At 56.0% G+C, this 18747-nt stretch carries 16 protein-coding genes and 1 pseudogene; 16 read left to right on the top strand and 1 reads right to left on the bottom strand.

Annotation, left to right across the window (positions count from 1 at the left end; genetic code table 11):
• Window positions 1–6 precede the first annotated feature (6 nt).
• The 3 genes from AC3WL8_RS03075 to AC3WL8_RS03065 are packed head-to-tail and all read left to right on the top strand — an operon-like array spanning window position 7 to window position 3709.
• Window positions 7–1323: a sugar transferase gene (locus AC3WL8_RS03075; RefSeq protein WP_492377875.1), complete on the top strand. Its 1317-nt coding sequence runs from the start codon at window positions 7–9 to the stop codon at window positions 1321–1323.
• Between the two features lie 32 nt (window positions 1324–1355).
• Window positions 1356–2489 (top strand): glycosyltransferase, encoded by a 1134-nt coding sequence (locus AC3WL8_RS03070; protein ID WP_492377874.1) that lies wholly within the window; start codon window positions 1356–1358, stop codon window positions 2487–2489.
• The gene (locus AC3WL8_RS03065) at window positions 2474–3709 is read left to right on the top strand and encodes an oligosaccharide flippase family protein (RefSeq protein WP_492377873.1); all 1236 of its coding nucleotides are present in this window, start codon (window positions 2474–2476) and stop codon (window positions 3707–3709) included. Before AC3WL8_RS03070 ends, AC3WL8_RS03065 begins: the two co-directional genes overlap by 16 nt.
• A gap of 172 nt (window positions 3710–3881) precedes the next feature.
• Here the strand turns inward: AC3WL8_RS03065 and AC3WL8_RS03060 are convergent, their stop codons facing one another.
• Complete coding sequence (locus AC3WL8_RS03060) at window positions 3882–4946, bottom strand: MraY family glycosyltransferase (protein ID WP_492377872.1); 1065 nt, start codon at window positions 4944–4946, stop codon at window positions 3882–3884.
• Window positions 4947–5145: 199 nt separating this feature from the next.
• Between AC3WL8_RS03060 and AC3WL8_RS03055 the strand changes: the two genes are divergently transcribed.
• From AC3WL8_RS03055 to AC3WL8_RS02995, 13 genes and pseudogenes are all read left to right on the top strand, one after another.
• Window positions 5146–6195: a glycosyltransferase family 4 protein gene (locus AC3WL8_RS03055; protein WP_492377871.1), complete on the top strand. Its 1050-nt coding sequence runs from the start codon at window positions 5146–5148 to the stop codon at window positions 6193–6195.
• On the top strand, window positions 6192–7352 hold the full coding sequence (locus AC3WL8_RS03050) for a glycosyltransferase (RefSeq protein WP_492377870.1): 1161 nt from the start codon (window positions 6192–6194) through the stop codon (window positions 7350–7352). The genes AC3WL8_RS03055 and AC3WL8_RS03050 overlap by 4 nt, the downstream gene beginning before the upstream one ends.
• Complete coding sequence (locus tag AC3WL8_RS03045; RefSeq protein WP_492377869.1) at window positions 7277–8173, top strand: glycosyltransferase family 2 protein; 897 nt, start codon at window positions 7277–7279, stop codon at window positions 8171–8173. Before AC3WL8_RS03050 ends, AC3WL8_RS03045 begins: the two co-directional genes overlap by 76 nt.
• Window positions 8164–9399, top strand: coding sequence for an oligosaccharide flippase family protein (locus AC3WL8_RS03040; protein ID WP_492377868.1), 1236 nt, complete (start codon window positions 8164–8166; stop codon window positions 9397–9399). The genes AC3WL8_RS03045 and AC3WL8_RS03040 overlap by 10 nt, the downstream gene beginning before the upstream one ends.
• Window positions 9392–10741, top strand: coding sequence for an O-antigen polysaccharide polymerase Wzy (gene wzy / locus AC3WL8_RS03035; protein WP_492377867.1), 1350 nt, complete (start codon window positions 9392–9394; stop codon window positions 10739–10741). The genes AC3WL8_RS03040 and wzy overlap by 8 nt, the downstream gene beginning before the upstream one ends.
• Complete coding sequence (locus tag AC3WL8_RS03030; protein WP_492377866.1) at window positions 10722–11621, top strand: glycosyltransferase family 2 protein; 900 nt, start codon at window positions 10722–10724, stop codon at window positions 11619–11621. Before wzy ends, AC3WL8_RS03030 begins: the two co-directional genes overlap by 20 nt.
• A gap of 88 nt (window positions 11622–11709) precedes the next feature.
• Entirely contained in the window at window positions 11710–12114 is a 405-nt protein-coding gene (gene tnpA / locus AC3WL8_RS03025; protein ID WP_492377865.1) for an IS66-like element accessory protein TnpA, read from the top strand.
• Window positions 12038–12455: pseudogene (locus AC3WL8_RS03020) on the top strand (IS66 family transposase); the annotation flags it as partial. The gene tnpA and the pseudogene AC3WL8_RS03020, both read left to right, overlap by 77 nt.
• A 19-nt stretch (window positions 12456–12474) precedes the next feature.
• Window positions 12475–13572 carry a DegT/DnrJ/EryC1/StrS family aminotransferase gene (locus tag AC3WL8_RS03015; protein WP_492377864.1) on the top strand — a complete coding sequence of 366 codons (1098 nt, stop codon included), beginning with the start codon at window positions 12475–12477 and terminating at the stop codon, window positions 13570–13572.
• Window positions 13560–14513 (top strand): glycosyltransferase family 2 protein, encoded by a 954-nt coding sequence (locus AC3WL8_RS03010; RefSeq protein ID WP_492377863.1) that lies wholly within the window; start codon window positions 13560–13562, stop codon window positions 14511–14513. Before AC3WL8_RS03015 ends, AC3WL8_RS03010 begins: the two co-directional genes overlap by 13 nt.
• A complete protein-coding gene (locus tag AC3WL8_RS03005; protein WP_492377862.1) occupies window positions 14510–15478 on the top strand; it encodes a WxcM-like domain-containing protein in 969 nt (322 codons plus the stop codon). Before AC3WL8_RS03010 ends, AC3WL8_RS03005 begins: the two co-directional genes overlap by 4 nt.
• Window positions 15462–15857, top strand: coding sequence for a GtrA family protein (locus AC3WL8_RS03000; protein WP_492377861.1), 396 nt, complete (start codon window positions 15462–15464; stop codon window positions 15855–15857). The genes AC3WL8_RS03005 and AC3WL8_RS03000 overlap by 17 nt, the downstream gene beginning before the upstream one ends.
• A 209-nt stretch (window positions 15858–16066) precedes the next feature.
• On the top strand, window positions 16067–18490 hold the full coding sequence (locus AC3WL8_RS02995; RefSeq protein ID WP_492377860.1) for a glycosyltransferase family protein: 2424 nt from the start codon (window positions 16067–16069) through the stop codon (window positions 18488–18490).
• Window positions 18491–18747 lie beyond the last annotated feature (257 nt).

The raw sequence follows: 18747 nt of genomic DNA, 5'->3' as shown, positions 1-18747 counted from the left end.
TCACCAATGACGAAAACCAATAGTATTTCCCGCTCGGCACCAGCCGTTCGCGCGCGAGGATCCGAGATCATCCGGCGCGCCAGCCGGATGGTGGCCTGGGCACTGTTAGGCTTGATATTTCTCGGCCTCGGCATGTTTGCAGTTGAAGTACTACGCCAAACTGGAATTGTCACTGGGCTGTTCACGCGCACGCTGGGCTGGTCCGCGGCTGCGTACGTCGGTGCGTTTGTGCTCATGCTCAGGTCACTGCATTTGCCGCCTGTGGAGGGCAACAGCCTTGTCGGGCTGTCGGTGACATTGGCTTTTGTAGCCCTGCTGCTGTGTTTCGCCGTTATGCGACTGGAGTATTCGCGCGTAGCGTTGTTGCTCACCTATTTTGGCACGCTGGTGTGGACGTGGTTTGGGTACCGCTTGTTTGTCAGGAACTATGTACCCGTGTTTGGATACTCCGATCCCACGACGCTCGCGCAACTCGAACAGATCGTGAACATGCCCGGTGCAGCCTCGCCGAGCCCGCACCAGTTCAAGCATATCCGGTCCCTGGAGGAAGCCACCGGGTGTGACGCATTGATGGTCGATCGGCACGCCATGACCGATCCAGAACGCACTCGCACGTTGTCACAGCTGAAGTTAACACATGTCCGAATGTATTCCGTCGAACGAATCGGCGAGATGCTGACTGGGCGCGTGGGACTCGCGCACATCGATGAGAATTTCCTGGACGACTACGCTAAGCACTATTTTTACGGCTTCCTGAAGCGACTCATAGACATTGTTTCCGTGTTGGCAATGGCACCGCTTGCAGTTCCGGTAGGCGCGCTAGTGGCACTTGCCGTCCGCCTTGAGTCAAAGGGCACGGCGGTATTCCGTCAAGTGCGTGTCGGTCTGTTCGGTCGCCCCTTTGTCATGTTGAAGTTCCGCAGCATGACCACTGAGGAAGATGCTCCTGCGCAGTTCGCGTCGAAGCAAGATCCTCGTGTCACCCGCGTTGGCCGGATCATCCGCAAGTATCGGCTCGACGAGATTCCACAGCTCTGGAATGTGTTGACCGGTGACATGAGCCTGATCGGGCCACGGCCGGAACAAGTGCCCATGGTCGAGCAGTTCTCGCAGAGCATTCCCTACTATCCCTATCGCCATCTGGTTCGCCCCGGCCTCTCGGGCTGGGCGCAGGTACAGCAAGGGTATGTCGGCACCCACGAAGAGACGGTCACAAAGCTAAGTTACGACCTGTACTACGTGAAACACTGTTCATTTGCCTTGGATCTGCTGATTGCAGTCAAGACACTGCGAACCTTACTTACCGGATACGGCGCGCGTTGAACCCGTCCGAGCCATCCGCTCAGCCGGAGTCTTTGCGTATCCTGCTGGTGACGACCGGCCTACGCATGGGCGGTGCTGAACAGCAGGTTGCTGCCCTCGCGAAAGAATTCATGGCACGAGGCCACAGCGTCGCGCTGATCAGCCTGACTCCGGATTGCGAAGTCTCCATGCCCGACGCGGTAGAGCGGCTGATGCTCGATTTGCGCAAGACACCTCTGTCGATGGTTCATGCGCTATTGAAAGCACGACGCTTTGCACTGGAATGGCGCCCGGACATCGTGAATTCGCATATGTTCCATGCGAATCTGTTTGCGCGGTCACTGTCGCGCATTTGCCGGCTGCCTCCGCTGATCTGCGCGGCACACAGCTTTTCAGAGGGCGGCCGGCTGCGCATGCTCTGTTATCGGCTTACCGATCACTGGTGTACGCTGACGACGCAGGTCAGCGAGGCCAGTCGCGCAGAGATGATCCGGGCAGGAGCCGTCAGGCCTGACCGCGTTCGCGTGATGTACAACGGGATCGATACGGAGAAATTCAAGCCAGACGTGGCACTACGCGAGCGCACGCGCGCGCAGCTTGGCATTGATTCCCGCGCACGTTTGATCCTGACCATAGGACGCCTGGCCGTAGAGAAAGCGCAAGATAGGCTGATCGATGCGTTCCAACGGATGAACCGTTCACAAACTACTCGCCTTTTCGTTGCAGGCGACGGGCCGCAGCGTGCAGCGCTGCAGGAGCGGATATCAAAATACGGACTGCACGATGCCGTCTCGCTGCTGGGGACAAGGCACGATATTCCCGCCCTGTTAAATGCAGCTGATCTTTTCGTACTCTCTTCGCGCGTCGAGGGCATGCCGCTAGCGATTGGCGAAGCGCTGGCTTGCGGGCGCCCTGTCGTAGCCACTTCGGCGCCCGGCGTCAAAGAACTAATGGGTGACATTGGCATTATGGTGCCCATTGACGATATCGACGCACTGGCGCTTGCCATGACGCAAGCGTTTGCCGCCGAGGCCGGAACAGATGGCCAACGCGACATGCGCCGCCAACGAATCGTCACGCACTTCGGTATTGCCGCTGCCGCCGATCGCTGGTTATCGCTCTATCGCGAGATGCACTGCGAAGCCTCCGAACACGCACGCTGCACAAGGCCATGCGGCGACGCATAGCTGGCAACGTCGGCTGGATGTTGCTCGATCGCTGCTCGCAAGTGCTGGTGGGCATCGGCATCGTCGCGATTCTCGCCCGTACCCTTGGCACCGATGGCTTTGCGGCGTTTCAATACGCCCAGTCCCTAGTACTGATCGGGGCCTCCGTCGCGCTGATTTGCGGTAGCGAAGTCGTGGTTCCGCGGCTTGTGGCGCTTGCCGATCTAGCCGCACAACATCGGCTCCTCAAGCACGTATTCCGCCTGCGCCTTCTGGCCGCTTGCTGCGCCTACCTGCTGGTCTGCGGCTTTCTATGGGTATCCCGGCAAGGGGATGCCAGTTGGCAGCCGGCGTTGATCTTGGGTATCGCAATCCTGCTGCGCGAGCCCTCTGGCGTCGTGATCGCGTGGACGCAGGCCCATACGCGAACCCGGCCAAGTGTGCTGATCAATCTTGCTTCCCTGGCTTTGAAAGCCGGCTCTGTTGCCACGCTTGCCGTGATGGGAATTCATGCCGTCGGCGCCTACGCCGCCGCTTTCGTTCTTGAGGCCCTGATGGCCGCTGTCTTACTCGGCATCTTCTATCGCAAATACATGCCACAGCAGGCTGTCGATTACGATGGCCAACTGACGCGTCAGCTGTTCCGCGATGGATCTCTATTCTGGATCAGCTTTATGCTGATGATGGCGGCGCGCAGGGCTGATCAGCTGATACTCAGACCGCACGTACCTTCTGAAGAGTTCGCTGCCTATGCGGCCGCAATGCAGATCGTGGACAACTACACCACGTTGGCCACCATTCTCGCGGGTGGCATCGCTCCGCTCTACGTCTATGCACGGGATGCGTCCGCTGGCATTCGCAATGTACTGAAGCTGGCGGCCCTCATCACCATCGTGGGGGCTGCCGGCACCGTGCCCCTTATCCTCCTGGCGCCATGGATCGTGCATCTGTTGTATGGCGCCGCGTTTGCGGAGGCAAGCTCGCTATTGCGCCTGGCCACCCTTGCCTCGCCATTGGTGTTTGCCGATGTTGGCTTTACTCTCCTGGCAATTTACCTGCGCAAGCCCCGATGGATCGCCATCAAATGGGGCCTTGCGCTTCTGGCAACAGTTGCTGTCGATCTGACCGCTATTCCCCGATTTGGCGCAAGGGGGGCCGTTCTAGGCTACACAGTTGCCAATGTCCTGGCGACGCTGGCAGGTATCTACATGTGGCTCCACGCGCGAAGGGCTCAGCCATGACCTGCGCACTGTCAATTGGAGCTTAACCAGGCACCCGCCCATCAGCCTCCATTCTACGAAGGACTCCAGGAACGCAAATTATTGCAGGCCCTGAGGCAGGCACTGGCGCAGAGACCGCCCACAGCGTTCGAGGGAGAGTGGGAATTCAGCTTCCATGTGGCTCGCATTGGCACTATCGCGAGCGAAGTCTCCGTATCCATCGGATCACGACCCATGCTCGCTGCATGATCAGCAAGTGAATGCCCGTAAGCAGCAGGAATGCAACGAACAGGATGGACTCCGGCACGCCTTGCTTCCATGCCATCACGCCAATCAGGCCGAGGAGGAAGTTCCCGACCAGGAGGAACCACACCGCCTGTTTGCTATTTAGACCCGCCCGCAACAGCAGGTGATGCAGATGGGTGCGATCGGCCGCCAGCGGATTCTTGCCCTGGATTGCCCGACGCAAAACCACCGCCAGCAGATCAATCAAGATCAGGCCAACCACCCAGAGCATAACGGCCGGGGGTACGTGGCCACCCGGGTTGTACTCCTTCTGCGACAGTTCCACCGCGAACCAACTGATCCCGTAGCCAAGCAACAAGCTTCCCGCATCGCCTAGGAAAACCAACCGGCGGCGCAGGGGGCTGGGCATGTTGAACAGCAGGAAACCTGCAATGGCGCCACACACCAGAAGGCAGATCCGGTATGCACCCGGATTGCCAATGTCGTTTGCCAACCACGCGAACCAGCCGAACACAATAAAGGAAAGGCCCCCTGCCAGGCCATCCATGCCATCGGTCATGTTGATGGCATTGACCACCGCGAGGACAGCAAGAAGGGTCAGCGGAATGCCCCACGCATAGAGAATGACGTCGCGCTTGTTGAGAAGATCGCCCAGGGAGTGCAGATACACCTCACCCCACGAAGTCATCAGGATTGCCGCTGTGAACTGGAATGCCAGCTTGCTTAGTGGAGGAATGCCGTTCAGATCGTCGAACAGGCCAACCAGCGCAAGCAGCGTCAGGCCAATGTACAGCGGCGTGTAATGATCATAGCCGCGCACGAACATCGCCGTGGACACCCAGACCGCGATGAGGATCGCGATACCGCCGACCAGTGGTGTCGAGCCTTCGTGTCGCTTTCTTCCGCCGGGGTGGTCAAGCAAACCTCCGCGGGTGGCCAGTGGGCGCAGGATCAGCACAGCGCCTGCACTCAACAAGGCCGCGATTGCAGGGAGCCAGAATAGTTCAAACATGAAAACTCAAGAGAAATCGTAGCGCCAAGGTCGGGCCGGCATTCGCGTAGAATGTCGACTTCCCGACCGTGTCCACGTTCAGCATTGCAGATTGCAGGCGAACGTGCGGCGACGAGCGGTCATTTGACTTCACATCGTGCCGCCCAGATAGTAGGGCCTGCCCTCCGCGTTGTGCAACCGCACAACCACAGTATTGTTCATGCTCTTGCCTATTTTTCTCGTATCGCGTAATGGGGTAAAGAACACGGGCGGCGTTGAGCGCGTCGTACATCTTCTCCAGAGTGACCTCAAACGGCATGGCGCCGAAGTAACCCTGGTCGACGAAGCCATGGTTTTACCACAGTTTCTGTGTGGCAAGCGCCTTGCGCAGTTTGCCTTTCCAATCGCGGCATCGCTGTGGCTATGGGCCAGAAGATTATCCGGCGGCCAGTTCATGACCATTTCCAACTCCTCGTACACACCGCTTTATCCTGCAGAAGCAGTAATCGTTCACGGTTCCGCGGCTGGTTATATCCGGGCCCTGGCCAAGTCGGGCAACCGGTTTCTGGGGATGCGGCTTCTGGCCCGCCTCGAAGGCCTGACGATGCGCTGCGCGCAGCGCGTGATCTGCGTCTCGGAAGCCGTCCGCGACCTGTGCATTGGCCACCATGGGGTACCCGCAAGAAAATGCCGCGTGGTCCACAATGGCATTGACGCGACCATGTTCCATGCCGGGCAGAAATTCACGAACGGCCTCGTGCGGCTGGGCTTTGCGGGACGCCTGGAATATGGCAAGGGGTTGCCTTATCTGATCGAGATAGCGCGCTGGATCGGCACGCAACCCAACATGCGGCTGGTCATCGCAACGACGAGCGACGTGCCGACTGCCCTGAAGAATCTCCCCGGCGTCACAATTGTTCCCGGCCTGGCACCGGATCAGATGTCGACTTTCTACGACATGATCGACATCATGCTATTGCCCTCCCTCTTCGAAGGGTTCGAGCTTGTCACACTCGAGGCACTGGCTTCCGGCGTCAGTGTACTAGGCACCCGGGTGGGCGCCTGCGATGTATTCCTGAGGCAAGGCGTGCCCTGGGTCAGCGAACTGCCGACAGAAACCAGTGATTTCGTCAGGCAAGCTGCGTCGATTTTTGAGCTTCTGCGACGCAATAGCGACCCCACCCGCATGCACGCATTCATTGAAGAATCCTTCTCCATCGAGCGTTTCTGCAAGCAGATTCGCGCACAACTGCAATTACGAGATTCGTGAACGTTCTGCTGATATCACCCAATGGGCTTCAGGAGCTTTCCGGAGGCGGCCTCTACCTCCGCTCGCTGGCCCAGGCGCTTTGCGCCGCCAAGGGCGTCGACCAGCTGACCGTCATCAGCAAGGACATGGGAAATGGAGAAATATTTGAATTCCCAGCCCACTGCAAACGCATCTACCTGAAAAAGTCCACGCTCCGAGATGTGGCAGCACGCGTGCGACTGTGCCCCACCTACTTGATGACTTACCGCGCACTGCTGACGCGCGAAGCACGCGCTGCGGACGTGACGCTGTTCCACAATTCCCGCCTCGGCAAGCTCATGTCTGACATTCGCAAAGAAGTGCCCGGCAAGACATACGGGATCCTGAGCGACAACGTGGAAGCCGAATTGAAGCGCCAGCACAATGGCGGAAATATGTTACGGCAAGTAAGTAATGCGTTGGATACGTGGATTATTCGCCATGCGGAGGCCCCGTGCCACTCCGCGGACTTCATGACCTTTATCACTGAGGCCGACCGCACGCTGTTCAACAGCCATTACGGTATGCCCGCCCGCACAGACATATTGCCCATCTCGCTGTCTCGTGGCGAGCCCGACACTCAGTGCCAGGCGGATTCGACTGCCCGTCCGCAGATCCTATTCACCGCCCATTTCGGCTTTGCACCAAATCAGACTGCATTGCAACACTTCGCTGAAGTGGCAAAGGCGTTCAACGAAAGCGCCGATACGCCCGCGCAGTTCGTCGTTGCAGGCGCCCGTGCGGCGGAAATGGCCGCACCCTACCGCTTCCTGAAGGTCATCGACAATCCTGATCCCGGCCGGATGGCCAGCGCCTTCGCGTCGGCCGCGGTCTACCTGGCACCGGTAAGTTGGGGCAGCGGCATGAAGACCAAGGTCGCCGAGGCGTTGTCGTATGGCATCCCGGTGATCTGCATGCCAAATGCAGCGGTAGGCTATGAAGCCATGCTTTCCGACGAGCGGTATCGCGAGGCCATTAGCGTAGTTGAAAATGTGCCACAGATGGCACGCACACTTCACAGAATTTTACAAACCCACGATCAGGGGCCCCTCCGGAATGCTGCATGCGCAGCATTCGATGCCTTATACTCGCAGGCGTCGCAGACTCGGCGGCTGGAACTGCTACTCCTTGCAAAATGATCATATCGAGCGCGAAAAGACTGGTTAGTATCATTACTCCCGTGCATAACGATGGGAAGTATATTGGTGCGACCGCCATTTCGATCCTCCAGCAGAGCCTCACCGATTTTGAATGGATTTTGGTCGATGACGGCTCAAATCGCGAAACGGCAGCCGTGCTCGCCCGTCTTGCCGCATCCGACGCGCGCATTCGGGTCATTACAAATTCGGTGGCATACGGTCCCGCACGTGCGCGCAATATCGGTATCGCGGCCGCATCGGGAGAATATGTTGCATTTCTCGATGCGGATGACATCTGGGATGCGAATAAGCTGGAACAGCAGGTTAGATTTATGCGTCACCATGACCTGGATTTTAGTTATCACGACTATATCCCGTTCGAGGATGGCAGCGGCCGCCCAATATCGAGAATTTGCGGACCGAACCGGTTGACGCTGTTTTCCCATAACGCCCGGCGGGGCGTGGGGTGCCTGGCCGTCATGCTCAAGCGGAAGATAGCCGGCGACGGCGTTTTTCCAGCAATGCCTCCCGGCCTCGTGGCTGAAGACTTTGCCGCCTGGGCTATCCTGATCAAGGCCGGTCTGCGCGGTGAGCGCTTGCCCAAGACGCTGGCTTGGTATCGTGTACGCAAGCGCTCCTTCTCGTCTAACAAGTTCCGCTCGGCGCATTCTGTCTGGTTCATCATGCGCACGATGGAGGGCTTCGGCAAGGTCACGTCGGCGTTCTTCCTTGCGAGCTTCCTGTTCACAGCCATGACCTCGCGGGTAGTGGCCCGTGTTTCCGGCCCTTACCAGACACTGGCCGCGCCTCCATGGCATTGAACGCACTGATCTCCGGTCTGGGCGTTCTCCTGAAGTTGCTCTGCGGCCTGGCCGCGAACAAGATCCTGTCCACGCAGTTGGGACCGGCGGCCTTCGGGACATGGGGTAATGTCTTCAGCCTGGCCACGCTCTACACGACGTTCTCGAATGGCGGCATCTCGCAAGGGCTGATCGCGCGGTTGTCCTCACCGACACAGGACGATGCGGCGCGCGCACGGTGGCTGGCCGGCGGGTTGCTGTTTGTGCTTGGTGTGCCCGTACTGATCGCCGCCTGGCATGCGGGATTCCGGCAACTCGGCGTGGTCAGCGGCGCCGAGGCGCTCGGCCCGCTTGCCGCACTGGCGCTCGGTCTGCTCGCTGCACTGGCGTTGCAGATCCAGGCCACCGTGCTGGCACAAGGGCGGTCGCGGCTAAATGCCATCGTAGTTGCGCTATCGGGTGTCACCGCACTGCTGAGCTACTGGCTGTTCGTCCTGCCTGGTTCGATCCCGAGCGCGGTCCGCGCACTGGTGATCAGCTTTGCCACAACGCTCGCGATCTGGCTGGTGGTGGCCGCCTCCACCCGAACGCGCTGGCACGCCGGCATCACCGCCTTGCGCGACGGTTGGCCGGCAGCCCGATCGCTGGCACCCTATGTCGCTATCGCGCTCGCACCGGCCGTCGTGGGCACCGCGGCCGTGATCGCCGTCCGCGAAGTCGTGTCGACGCAGGTCAGCCCGGAAGCGGCCGGCCTCTGGCAAGGCATGTTCCGCATCTCCGACGCCATCGTCGCCATGGCGCAAGCCGTGGTCAGCTTCGTGCTGCTGCCCGAAGTATTCCGGAGCGATGCGCCGCGCCAAACGCTAAAAAAACGTCTGGCCGGCTATGCTCTTCTCGTTGTGCTCGGCTTCATCGTTGGCGTAGCAATCCTGTGGCGCGGCGCCGACCTCGTGGTCAAGGTGCTCTACTCCGAGCAGTACGCGGGCATCTCACCCCTGCTCTGGATCGAACTGCTCGGCGATGCCTTCAAGGCCCTAGCAATGCCGTTCGTCGCGTTTTTCATTTATCAAAGAAATCTTCGGTTTTCCTGGGCGCTCGAGTTGACGTTTTCGGTCTGCTTCATACTGGCCACCTACATACTGACCGGCTTGGCCGGCCTGGCAGGGGCAGCGGTCGCGTACGCCTGTGCGAACTTCGCCCTGCTGATTGTTGCTTTTGTATTGTTTTTTGGAGCCCAGGATGCCTAATTTTTTCTTTCTGGCAACAGTGGCGCTGGTAATTGCCAACCTGATCAGCGGTGCCTACGGCGTACTCGCCTGGCAAGAACCCATTACTGCGCTGACATTCTTTGTTTGCATATACCGAGTCAGCAAGGCGTCTTCCAGCCGGTTCAACCCGGCAATGCTGCTTTGCCTGACCACGACCCTCTTCCTGCTCAGCCGTTTCCTGATCACCTATTTCTTTGGCTGGTCCGACTACCGCTACGGCGACTGGTTCCGCATGGGGCCGATGAACGACCATACGGTGGCGCTGTCGCTGTGCGCCATCAGCCTGTTTCTATGCGGCATTGCATTGTCGGCAGGCAAGCTCGGCAACGTCCCGGTGCGCAATGACCAGTCTCTTGGCGTCTTCGCATTACGCTCCGGCCTGGCACTGCTGCCCTTTGCGCTTTATCGCGTCTATATCAATATAGACACGTGGCGCAATGGCGACTATCTCGCGCTCTACAAGTACGGCGGTCCGAGCGGCATTCCCTATGCGCTCGGCAGCTGGCTGATCTTCGGTGTCTTCATGTACCTGGCGTCGCGCCCCCGGCAGCGTTTGGCATTCATGGCATATGGCTTCGGACTGGTGCTTTGCGTACTGGACATGCTCAAGGGGGCGCGTGGTGTTCCAATGGCGCAGATCATCGCGCTGACGTGGCTACTGGTCACGACCCAGGAGCTCAAGGTTTCATGGTGGAAAGCTGCTTGCGCCGGCATCGGCCTCGCCATCGTTGCCGATATTGTGGGGCGCGTTAGAGTGGGCATTCCTGTTGCGACAGCAATTTCGTCCGATCCATTCGAAACACTCTTTGGATTCGCATACGGGCAGGGGGTCAGCCTGATCTTCATCGAGTCCACGGCTACGCACCTTGTAAGGTTCACACCTGCCGACGGATTGCGCGCGACCTTCGCCACCTTCCTCGACGGCTATCATCGAATGCTAGGGGATCTCGCTGCCGGTCAGACGCTGGAATTCGTCAAGCACACAGCCAGCCTGGCGCATCGCATATCGTTCATCGTCGATCCGAAGATGTACCTCGAAGGCAAGGGCATGGGCGGTTCTGCAGTGGCGGAGTCCTTGCTGTATTCGCGGCTGTTCGGGCCGCTTGTCGCTGGCCTTTTCACCGGCACGTGTTTGCGCCTGCTCCACCGCGTAGCCAGGGCCTCGCCGCTCGGGCTGTTTATCTTCGCCGCTACGTTGCCCTTTTTCCTGCTGCTGCCGCGTGAAAACCAGTTGCTCTTCGTGGTTCCGATGCTGAAGGCATCGCTATTTGCTACGCTCTTTTACGTCATCGCGAAATTCCATGTCAGACAGCCAGCCTAAGGTGACCGTCGTCGTTCCGACCTACAAGCGCGCTCACCTGCTTGCGGACACGATTCCGTCCTATCTGCAGCCAGAGGTCGCACAACTGGTACTGGTGGACGACTGCTCGCCCGACAATACGCCCGAGGTCGCGAAGGCGCTCATGCAGCGCTACCCGCAGATCACCTATCTGCGCAACAGTGCAAACGGGAAACAGACCACATCGAAGAACCGTGGCAAGGCACTGGCGCAGACGGAATTCATCTACTTCGGCGATGACGATTCCATACTGAATCCCGGCGCTTTGGGGATTCTGCTGCAAACCGCAAAGGACACCGCCAGCGATATCGTTGGCGCCTCCGCCCTATACCTGCGCGACGACAAGGACACGGAAGCCGCCGTCATCGAGCGCCGCAAGCTCGCTAGCAAGGCAGACGATGTGGTGAACCTGAGCAGGCTCCGATTCGATTTCGCGGCCAGCATGCCTCGATCCGTGGAGGTTCCAGTATGCCACGCATCGTTCCTGATCCGGGCGGACGCGGCCAGGGCGATAGACTTCGACACGGGCTACGTCGGCAACTGCTATCGCGAAGAAACCGATTACCTAGTGCGCTGCGGTGCACGCGGGCTCAAGATTTCATATGAGCCCCGCGCATTGCAGATCAACCTCCCTCCATCGCAGGCCACCGGTGGTGCCCGTGGGAGTAGCAGGTTGTCGTATGAGAGTTATGCGCTTTACAACACCGCTCGGTTCTTGCTGAAGAATTGGCAAGCCTTGAAGCAGGCGGACCGACGCTGCAATGTCGCGCTCATGCTGGGCTGGTACGTAGGGGGGCGGGTAAGCGCCGCGTTGGTGCGGGCTGGGAGCGGTCTGTTGCGAAGACTCTCCGGACAGTCGTAGCCAGTCACGACGCCTACGTAGGCGAGTCGCCAGCTCCGCCTGTACCGTTCAGTAGAGTGACGCTAAAGCAGTTCCCTTCAAATAGGTAATGAGGCCTTCTTCGTCACGGTCACAGGAAGTACCAATTGCCGGCAGTCGCAAGGGCCGGCTGAATCAAAGCGAGGAATGCAAGCGGCAGTTGGCAGCCGCGGCGCGCGAGCCAGGCGTCTCGGTGTCAAAGTTGGCGCGCGAGCACGGCATCAACGCGAACATGCTGTGCACGTGGCGCCGACGCTACCCAGCGGAGCAGCGCCAGGAAGCTGCGGCGTTGTTACCAGTGATGGTTGAACACCCAGGCTCGCCACCCGCCGCGGTTTTCGAGCCGACGCCGCGGGACGACCCCATCGAGATCCGTTTGGGCAGAGCGTTGATTCGCATTGAAGGCGCAGTCGGAAACCACCAAGGCCATCAACTACGTGATGAACCAGTGGCAGGCGTTAATCTACTACTGTGATGAAGGCTTGGCGGAAATAGAACAACATCGCGGAGAATGCGTTGCGCGGTATCGCGTTATGCCGGAAGAACTTCTTATTCGCCGGCACCGACAGTGGCGGCGAGCTTGCGGCCGCCGTGTGCTCGCTCATCGGGACTTGCAACCTCAACGGCATCGGACCCGAGGCCTATCTGCGCCATGTCTTGACCCACATCGCTGATCATCCGGTCAATCGGATCGACGAACTCCTGGCCAACTTCAAGGCGAAGAATGGTACTCTACAGGGTCAATTTTTTGAGTGCCTTGTTATAGATATGACGGGGTCGTCTCAGCCCCTACTAATGTTACCCGCCAGCTTGTAGTCACAAGTTTACATATTTAATGATGCTAATCAACGATCTTTTGTTGCGAACACGCGCACACGAGTCGCAAATTCAGGCTGCAATCTCCAGAGTTATTTCAAGAGGATGGTTCGTCCTGGGGCCCGAAGTACAAGGTTTCGAAGAAGCCTTCGCAAGATATCTCGGCATCGCACACTGCATAAGCGTTGCAAATGGTACGGATGCAATAGAACTGGGGCTCCGGGCGCTAGGTGTTACGGCTGGAGACAAGGTTGCTACAGTCGCAAATGCAGGCATGTATAGCACCTCGGCAATTTCAGCCATTGGTGCTGAGCCGTATTTTGTCGATATTTCCCTTGAGACCTGTAATGTCACACTCCTTGAAATCGAGCGCGCCATATCTGTCGGTGTGAAAGCAGTTGTGGCGACTCACTTGTATGGTCTCGCAATTCCGGAGATCCGCGAGATTTCCGATTTGTGTCGAAAAAAGGAGGTGCGCCTTCTTGAGGACTGTGCCCAAGCACATGGGGCATCTCTGTACGGGAAGCGTGTGGGTACTTTTGGCGATGCCGCTAGCTTTAGTTTTTATCCGACGAAAAATCTAGGTGCTTTGGGTGATGGCGGTGCGGTTGTTACGCAATCTGCGGAACTCGCCGCTATTGTTAATGGATTGCGTCAATATGGCTGGACACAGAAATATCAATGTGGCCTACCCGGTGCCCGTAACAGCCGCCTCGACGAGATGCAGGCAGCTGTACTTTCGGAATTTTTGCCGAAACTGGACGAAGCCAATGAACGACGACGCCAAGTAGCCTCAAAATATAACAAGGCTATCAAAAACCCGAATGTTATAACCCCAAACCATTCCGGCCTCGAATATGTCGCCCATCTGTATGTTGTCCGCTGCTCCAATCGTGATAGGTTGCGCAACCATTTGCGCGAGGCAGACATTGCCTCTGATGTCCATTACCCTATCCCAGACTACCGGCAGGTTGTGTTCAGAGATAAGTGGGCTTCGCTGAGTTTATCAAATACCGAGAAACTGGCAGCAGAAGTTCTTACTTTGCCGTGCTATCCCGAAATGACCGACGAGCAGGTCGATCAAGTTGTGAGCAGGATCAATGCATGGAGAATGTAAAATATTCAATTGTGATTCCGGTTTACAAAAATGAGGAATCAATACCACGCTTGCTGCAAGCTCTCGGACGACTGAACATAGAGCTTGGTCGGCGCATGGAGGCGGTATTCGTTGTTGATGGTAGCCCTGATCGCTCGTTCGAATTGCTACACGCGAAACTTGACGAGCAACCGTATCGTGCCCAATTGCTGGCACACTCGAGAAATTTCGGCTCATTTGCCGCTATTCGTTCCGGCCTGGCGGCGTCTAGTGGCGATTTTTGCGCCGTGATGGCCGCCGACCTCCAAGAACCACCGGAGCTATTGCTCGCCTTCTTCAAATCCCTGGAATTGGGCGAGTGTGACGTTACAATTGGGACAAGAGTCGGACGAAGAGATCCTCTTGCGGCGCGAATACCATCGGAAATGTTCTGGTGGTGCTACCGCCGTCTTATTGTTCGTGATATGCCGCGAGGCGGGGTGGATATTTTTGGCTGCAATCGAATTTTTGCCGAACAACTGTTGAAGCTTGAAGAATCCCGCTCTTCCTTAATCGCATTGATTTTCTGGCTAGGCTTTCGGCGAAAGCTATTCGAATACGAGCGATTGAAGCGTCAGGAAGGAAAATCAAGTTGGACCTTCAGGAAAAAGGTCGATTACATGCTGGATAGTATATTTGCATTTACCGATTATCCAGTCAGGCTGTTAATTAGACTCGGGTTAATTGGGTGCGCGACCGCCATTCTTCTGGGTAGTGCTGTATTCGTGGGGCATTTTTTGGGGCGAGTAACCGTTCCTGGTTATGCCGCAACCATGATTGTGGTGCTCTTCTTCAGTGCACTTAACCTCCTTGGAATCGGATTGGTTGGCATGTACGCCTGGCGCGGCTATGAGAATACCAAACAGCGACCCCTGGCTATAATTTCGAGGCAATTCACTAATTACAGTGAAATTATAAAATGAATAAAGAAGTATTGATTCATCCTAGCGCCGATGTCCAGACGATTTCCATCGGCTTGGGCACCTCCATCTGGCAGTCGGTTGTCGTCCTACCGAAGGCAAAAATTGGGGTAGATGTTAATATTTGCGCCCATTGCTTCATTGAAAATGATGTTCATATTGGTAATCGCGTTACAATCAAGTCAGGAGTTTACGTTTGGGACGGAACACGGATCGAAGATGACGTATTCATTGGCCCAAACGTAACATTCACGAACGACAAGTTTCCGAGGTCGAAGGTTTACCCGGATTCCTTCCTTATAACGACAGTGGAGCGCGGTGCATCGATCGGTGGCGGCGCTACCCTGCTACCCGGGGTAACGGTCGGAAGGGGGGCCATGGTGGGCGCTGGCGCAGTGGTCACCAAATCGATCCCTCCCTTCGCCATAGTGACAGGCTGCCCTGCGAGAATCGTAGGCTATGTGAATGACAGCGATACTGTTGTCTGTGGGAGTGGCCTCGCGCTTCGCGACTCCAATGATTTTGAGTCCCCAGCGGCACTGAATGTCAGCGGTGTTACACTGCACCGTCTTAAGCTAGTAACCGATATCCGAGGAGACCTCTCAGTCGGCGAATTCTCTGCTGATATTCCATTCACACCAAGCCGTTATTTTCTCGTTTTTAACGTTCCCAGCGAAAAAACCCGAGGAGAGCATGCACATTACAAGTGCCATCAATATTTGATTTGCGTGAAAGGAAGTTGTGCTGTGGTAGTCGATGACGGAAAATCCAGGCAGGAAGTGCTACTGGACTCCCCAGCAATAGGCATCTACCTCCCTCCGCTAGTCTGGGGGATACAGTATAAGTACTCGAGCGATGCGGTACTTCTTGTATTTGCCTCAGAACCATATGACTCAAACGACTACATCCGGGATTACGGCCAGTTTATGGAAGTGGTGCGCAATAAGGAGCATGGAGGTGAAAGCTAGTTGCTGGCCGCGCTTGAAGGAATGGTTCCGATTTGTCATCGGCGGCGCCACCAATACAGTGGTGAGCTATGGTGTTTATCTGATGCTTCGGGTGGTCATAGACTATCAAGTGGCCTATTTCATCGCCTATGCGTTGGGGGTATTGCTTTCCTATATTTTAAACGCCTTAATTGTATTCAAGGTGCCGGTTTCGTTGCGTGGTTTAATTTCCTTCCCTGTTGTCTACCTGGTTCAGTATTTTGGTTCAGCGGTCATGCTAGGTGGACTAGTAGAGGGCGGCAAAGTATCTGAATTGATCGCACCATTGGTTGTGGCTGCAATGATGCTGCCAATAACCTATGTGTTATCCAAAATTTTGTTGGTCAGGAAGACGCATTAACATTTTCTGTGTCTCGATCGACTCAGTCGATCCTGAGTGTTTCTAAGCAGTCGGAGTCAAATTCTGGCCGCCAGGACCAACTTCCCTTGTCGTGTCGGATAAAACGTAATGGGCCTCTTGGGGGAAACTGCCTCCTGATATGAACTCAATGCCCATATCAATGCACATCAACTATTCGTTTGTAATGTTGTCTTTGTCACAGCTTTAAGATGATGCCACCTCTCTGGAAAAGTTCGACGGCGGCCACGATTCTTGAAAATAATTGGCGATCGCCTGGAGTATCTAGGCAGCTCTTGTTGGTGGCTGGCGCCCTCGTCATCCTGGGAATACAGAACCTTCTATATTTCTGGCGTCACTATTTCTTTGGGGTGGTTTTTCCCGACGATTTTTTGCTGACCTACCACGCAGTCCCCTATTATATCAACGAGGCGACCAGATTTAGTGGCGAAGCTTCCTGGATACCTTTTCAGGGAATGGGGTACCCGACTTATTTGAATTTGCAGAGCGGCGCCTTCTATCCGTTGATTCAGTTATTTAGTTTGCTAGATATTACGTATAGATTGGACTACGCCGTTCTATTACAGGGCTTTCACGTTTTCGTCGGTGCTGTCGGTGCCCTTGTCTGTGCGCGCTTGCTCGGTCTCGATTGGCTGCAATCAATAGTTGCCGGTGTTCTCTATCAAAGCTTCGGTGGGTTTTACTCCAACTCTCAACACCCGGATATAGTCAGGTCATTTTCATTTATTCCCTGGATGTGCGGTCCGGTTTTCGCTAACTGGATCTCGGGGTCGGCGTTTCTAAAGTTATCCTTAGCTTCATTACCATTGTGGGTGTATGCGCAGTGGACTGGCGGGTATCCTGGATCCGCTATTGCCTCGCTATTCTTGCTTGGTGCGATTACTGCCTGCAGAACTTGGTTTGAGCGTGAGCGAATGGCGTTCGGATTCGCCATAATTTCTGGCCTTGTTTGCGGAACATTAATGGCCGGGATCGCCATAGTACCCGCAATGCTAGACGCGAACGAAATTCAGCGATCAGTTGCCGCCGGAGATATTTCGTATGATTATCTCGTTGCAACGGACATCTTTTCGCTTATTTTTCCAATAAATAATGATAAATTCTTCTCCCACGACATATCCATGCGGTCCCTGTTCGTGGGAATACCGGCTCTCGGGCTGTTTCTGATAGGCGCGAGTAACTGGAAAAGTCGAATGACTTGGCCGGCGATCTGTGCGGCTATCGCCGTTTTGATTGCTTCCGGCCCTTTGCATGAAATACTGAGGACGCTGGTGCCTCCGCTTGGCCTCAGCCGGTTCGTCATGGCAGACTACCGTCCGTTTATCTGCCTTGGTATCATCCTCGTCGCCTGTACAGCAGTTGGAAAGGTTTTGGACGACCGAAAGAGATTGCTCGCGACAATCCTGCTGGTAGCTCTAATGGTGTTTGGCTACCATTTGCTAGGCGCCGTTCGGGACTACGCTGTGGAGGACGAGCGCTTCCTGATTCTTTCCAGCTTAATTGTCGTAGCCTTCCTGCTTGGAAAATGCAGGATTTATCGCCTTGGTTGGACATTTGATCCGATTATTTTGATGTCGGCGATAATCGGGTTATCCTACGGAAGATACATAATGAATCTTCTGCCCGGTGACGGTGCTGTAGCATTTGTTATTGGCGCACTAATTATAACGATCGCCTCGATCATTGTCAGTTTGATTTTTGGTATCTGGCGAGGGAGAACGGTTGAGCCATTGGTCCTCATTGGAGTCTGGCTGACTGCAATGAATGCATACTATCTTTTCTCGGCATCAAGGCCGGACCGGAATGGGCTTGTAATTCCGATGGCCATCGTTGTGACTCTTACCATAATTGCTTTGTCGCCTGCACTTGCTGTACGAGCAAAATGGATGTCAGGGGCCTTGATTTTTTTTGCAACGATTTCTAATTGGGTGACGGTGAACTGGGACCAACGTTTCTTTGCACCTCCTTTTGAAGATGGTTTGCCTTGGGTAGAGAAGCATGCGGGAAAATTCTCGGATACTCGACCCAAGCTTATTGCAGCTTTAGCAGAAGAGAAGTGCAGGGGCAAGCGGCAAGATCGACCTTTACCTACGGAGAGGGCTTTCCCATGGGCAGGATATTATACTGGAGAGTATTATCTTCAAGATTACTCCGGCCCAATGAAGTTCAAACGACATCTTCTTATCCTGCAATCGAGTAACGCAAAGGAATTTGCCGAGTCAGAATGGAGAATGGTTTCAGCGCAAGACGGTGCGGCTAATCCGAAGATGAATTTCTCCACCGCATCCAGAGTCGATGCGAATTGTAGTAGGTATGGTGCAGCACGTATTGAAGTGGAGGTAAATCTGGATAAGCCCAAGCTCGTCGTGGAAAATGAAGTTTATTGGAAAGGATGGTACGCTACGCTTGTGTGCAGGCATTGTAAGGATGGGGCCGAGGAGATTCAGGTTACACCTGTTGATGTGGGCGGTTTTCGCGGATGGCGACTTCCAGCGGGGAGTTACCATATGGTTTCTCAATTCTCCCCACCTCACCGACATGCCGCAATGATTACCTCCGGGATCGGAGTTATCTTGCTGATTTTTGGCTGCTTCTTTATTTTGCGGCGCCTCTGAATGGGGACTACTTCGGTGGATTTGTCGCTTACGGTTACCAGGAGGCGGTCGCTTTGGGCCGGTTAGCCTATTTGTCAGGGCAGGTTAAGGGGTCCGTCAAGTTTTTGTGTGCGGTGCAGGCAAAGACTCACCATCACTTCGACTAATGCGCCAGCTGTGAATCGTCGGCATGATGGAGCCAATCCGTCGCCGGCGTAATGGCGCCACCAGATCTTCGGCGTAATGGCGCCGGCGAATCTTCGGCATAAAGGCGCCAG

Source organism: Cupriavidus sp. FW305-F7, assembly GCF_058782875.1.
The sequence above is the reverse complement of the archived record's forward strand: the minus strand, read 5'-3'. Positions and strand labels throughout refer to the sequence as shown.

Excerpts from the sequence above, each read along its gene's own strand:
- AC3WL8_RS03075 (WP_492377875.1), top strand. The coding sequence starts at position 7 with ATGACGAAAACCAATAGTATTTCCCGCTCGGCACCAGCCGTTCGCGCG.
- AC3WL8_RS03065 (WP_492377873.1), top strand. The coding sequence starts at position 2,474 with ATGCGGCGACGCATAGCTGGCAACGTCGGCTGGATGTTGCTCGATCGC.
- AC3WL8_RS03060 (WP_492377872.1), bottom strand. The coding sequence starts at position 4,946 with ATGTTTGAACTATTCTGGCTCCCTGCAATCGCGGCCTTGTTGAGTGCA.
- AC3WL8_RS03055 (WP_492377871.1), top strand. The coding sequence starts at position 5,146 with ATGCTCTTGCCTATTTTTCTCGTATCGCGTAATGGGGTAAAGAACACG.
- AC3WL8_RS03045 (WP_492377869.1), top strand. The coding sequence starts at position 7,277 with ATGCGCAGCATTCGATGCCTTATACTCGCAGGCGTCGCAGACTCGGCG.
- AC3WL8_RS03040 (WP_492377868.1), top strand. The coding sequence starts at position 8,164 with ATGGCATTGAACGCACTGATCTCCGGTCTGGGCGTTCTCCTGAAGTTG.
- wzy (WP_492377867.1), top strand. The coding sequence starts at position 9,392 with ATGCCTAATTTTTTCTTTCTGGCAACAGTGGCGCTGGTAATTGCCAAC.
- AC3WL8_RS03030 (WP_492377866.1), top strand. The coding sequence starts at position 10,722 with ATGTCAGACAGCCAGCCTAAGGTGACCGTCGTCGTTCCGACCTACAAG.
- tnpA (WP_492377865.1), top strand. The coding sequence starts at position 11,710 with ATGAGGCCTTCTTCGTCACGGTCACAGGAAGTACCAATTGCCGGCAGT.
- AC3WL8_RS03015 (WP_492377864.1), top strand. The coding sequence starts at position 12,475 with ATGATGCTAATCAACGATCTTTTGTTGCGAACACGCGCACACGAGTCG.
- AC3WL8_RS03010 (WP_492377863.1), top strand. The coding sequence starts at position 13,560 with ATGGAGAATGTAAAATATTCAATTGTGATTCCGGTTTACAAAAATGAG.
- AC3WL8_RS03005 (WP_492377862.1), top strand. The coding sequence starts at position 14,510 with ATGAATAAAGAAGTATTGATTCATCCTAGCGCCGATGTCCAGACGATT.
- AC3WL8_RS03000 (WP_492377861.1), top strand. The coding sequence starts at position 15,462 with ATGGAGGTGAAAGCTAGTTGCTGGCCGCGCTTGAAGGAATGGTTCCGA.
- AC3WL8_RS02995 (WP_492377860.1), top strand. The coding sequence starts at position 16,067 with ATGATGCCACCTCTCTGGAAAAGTTCGACGGCGGCCACGATTCTTGAA.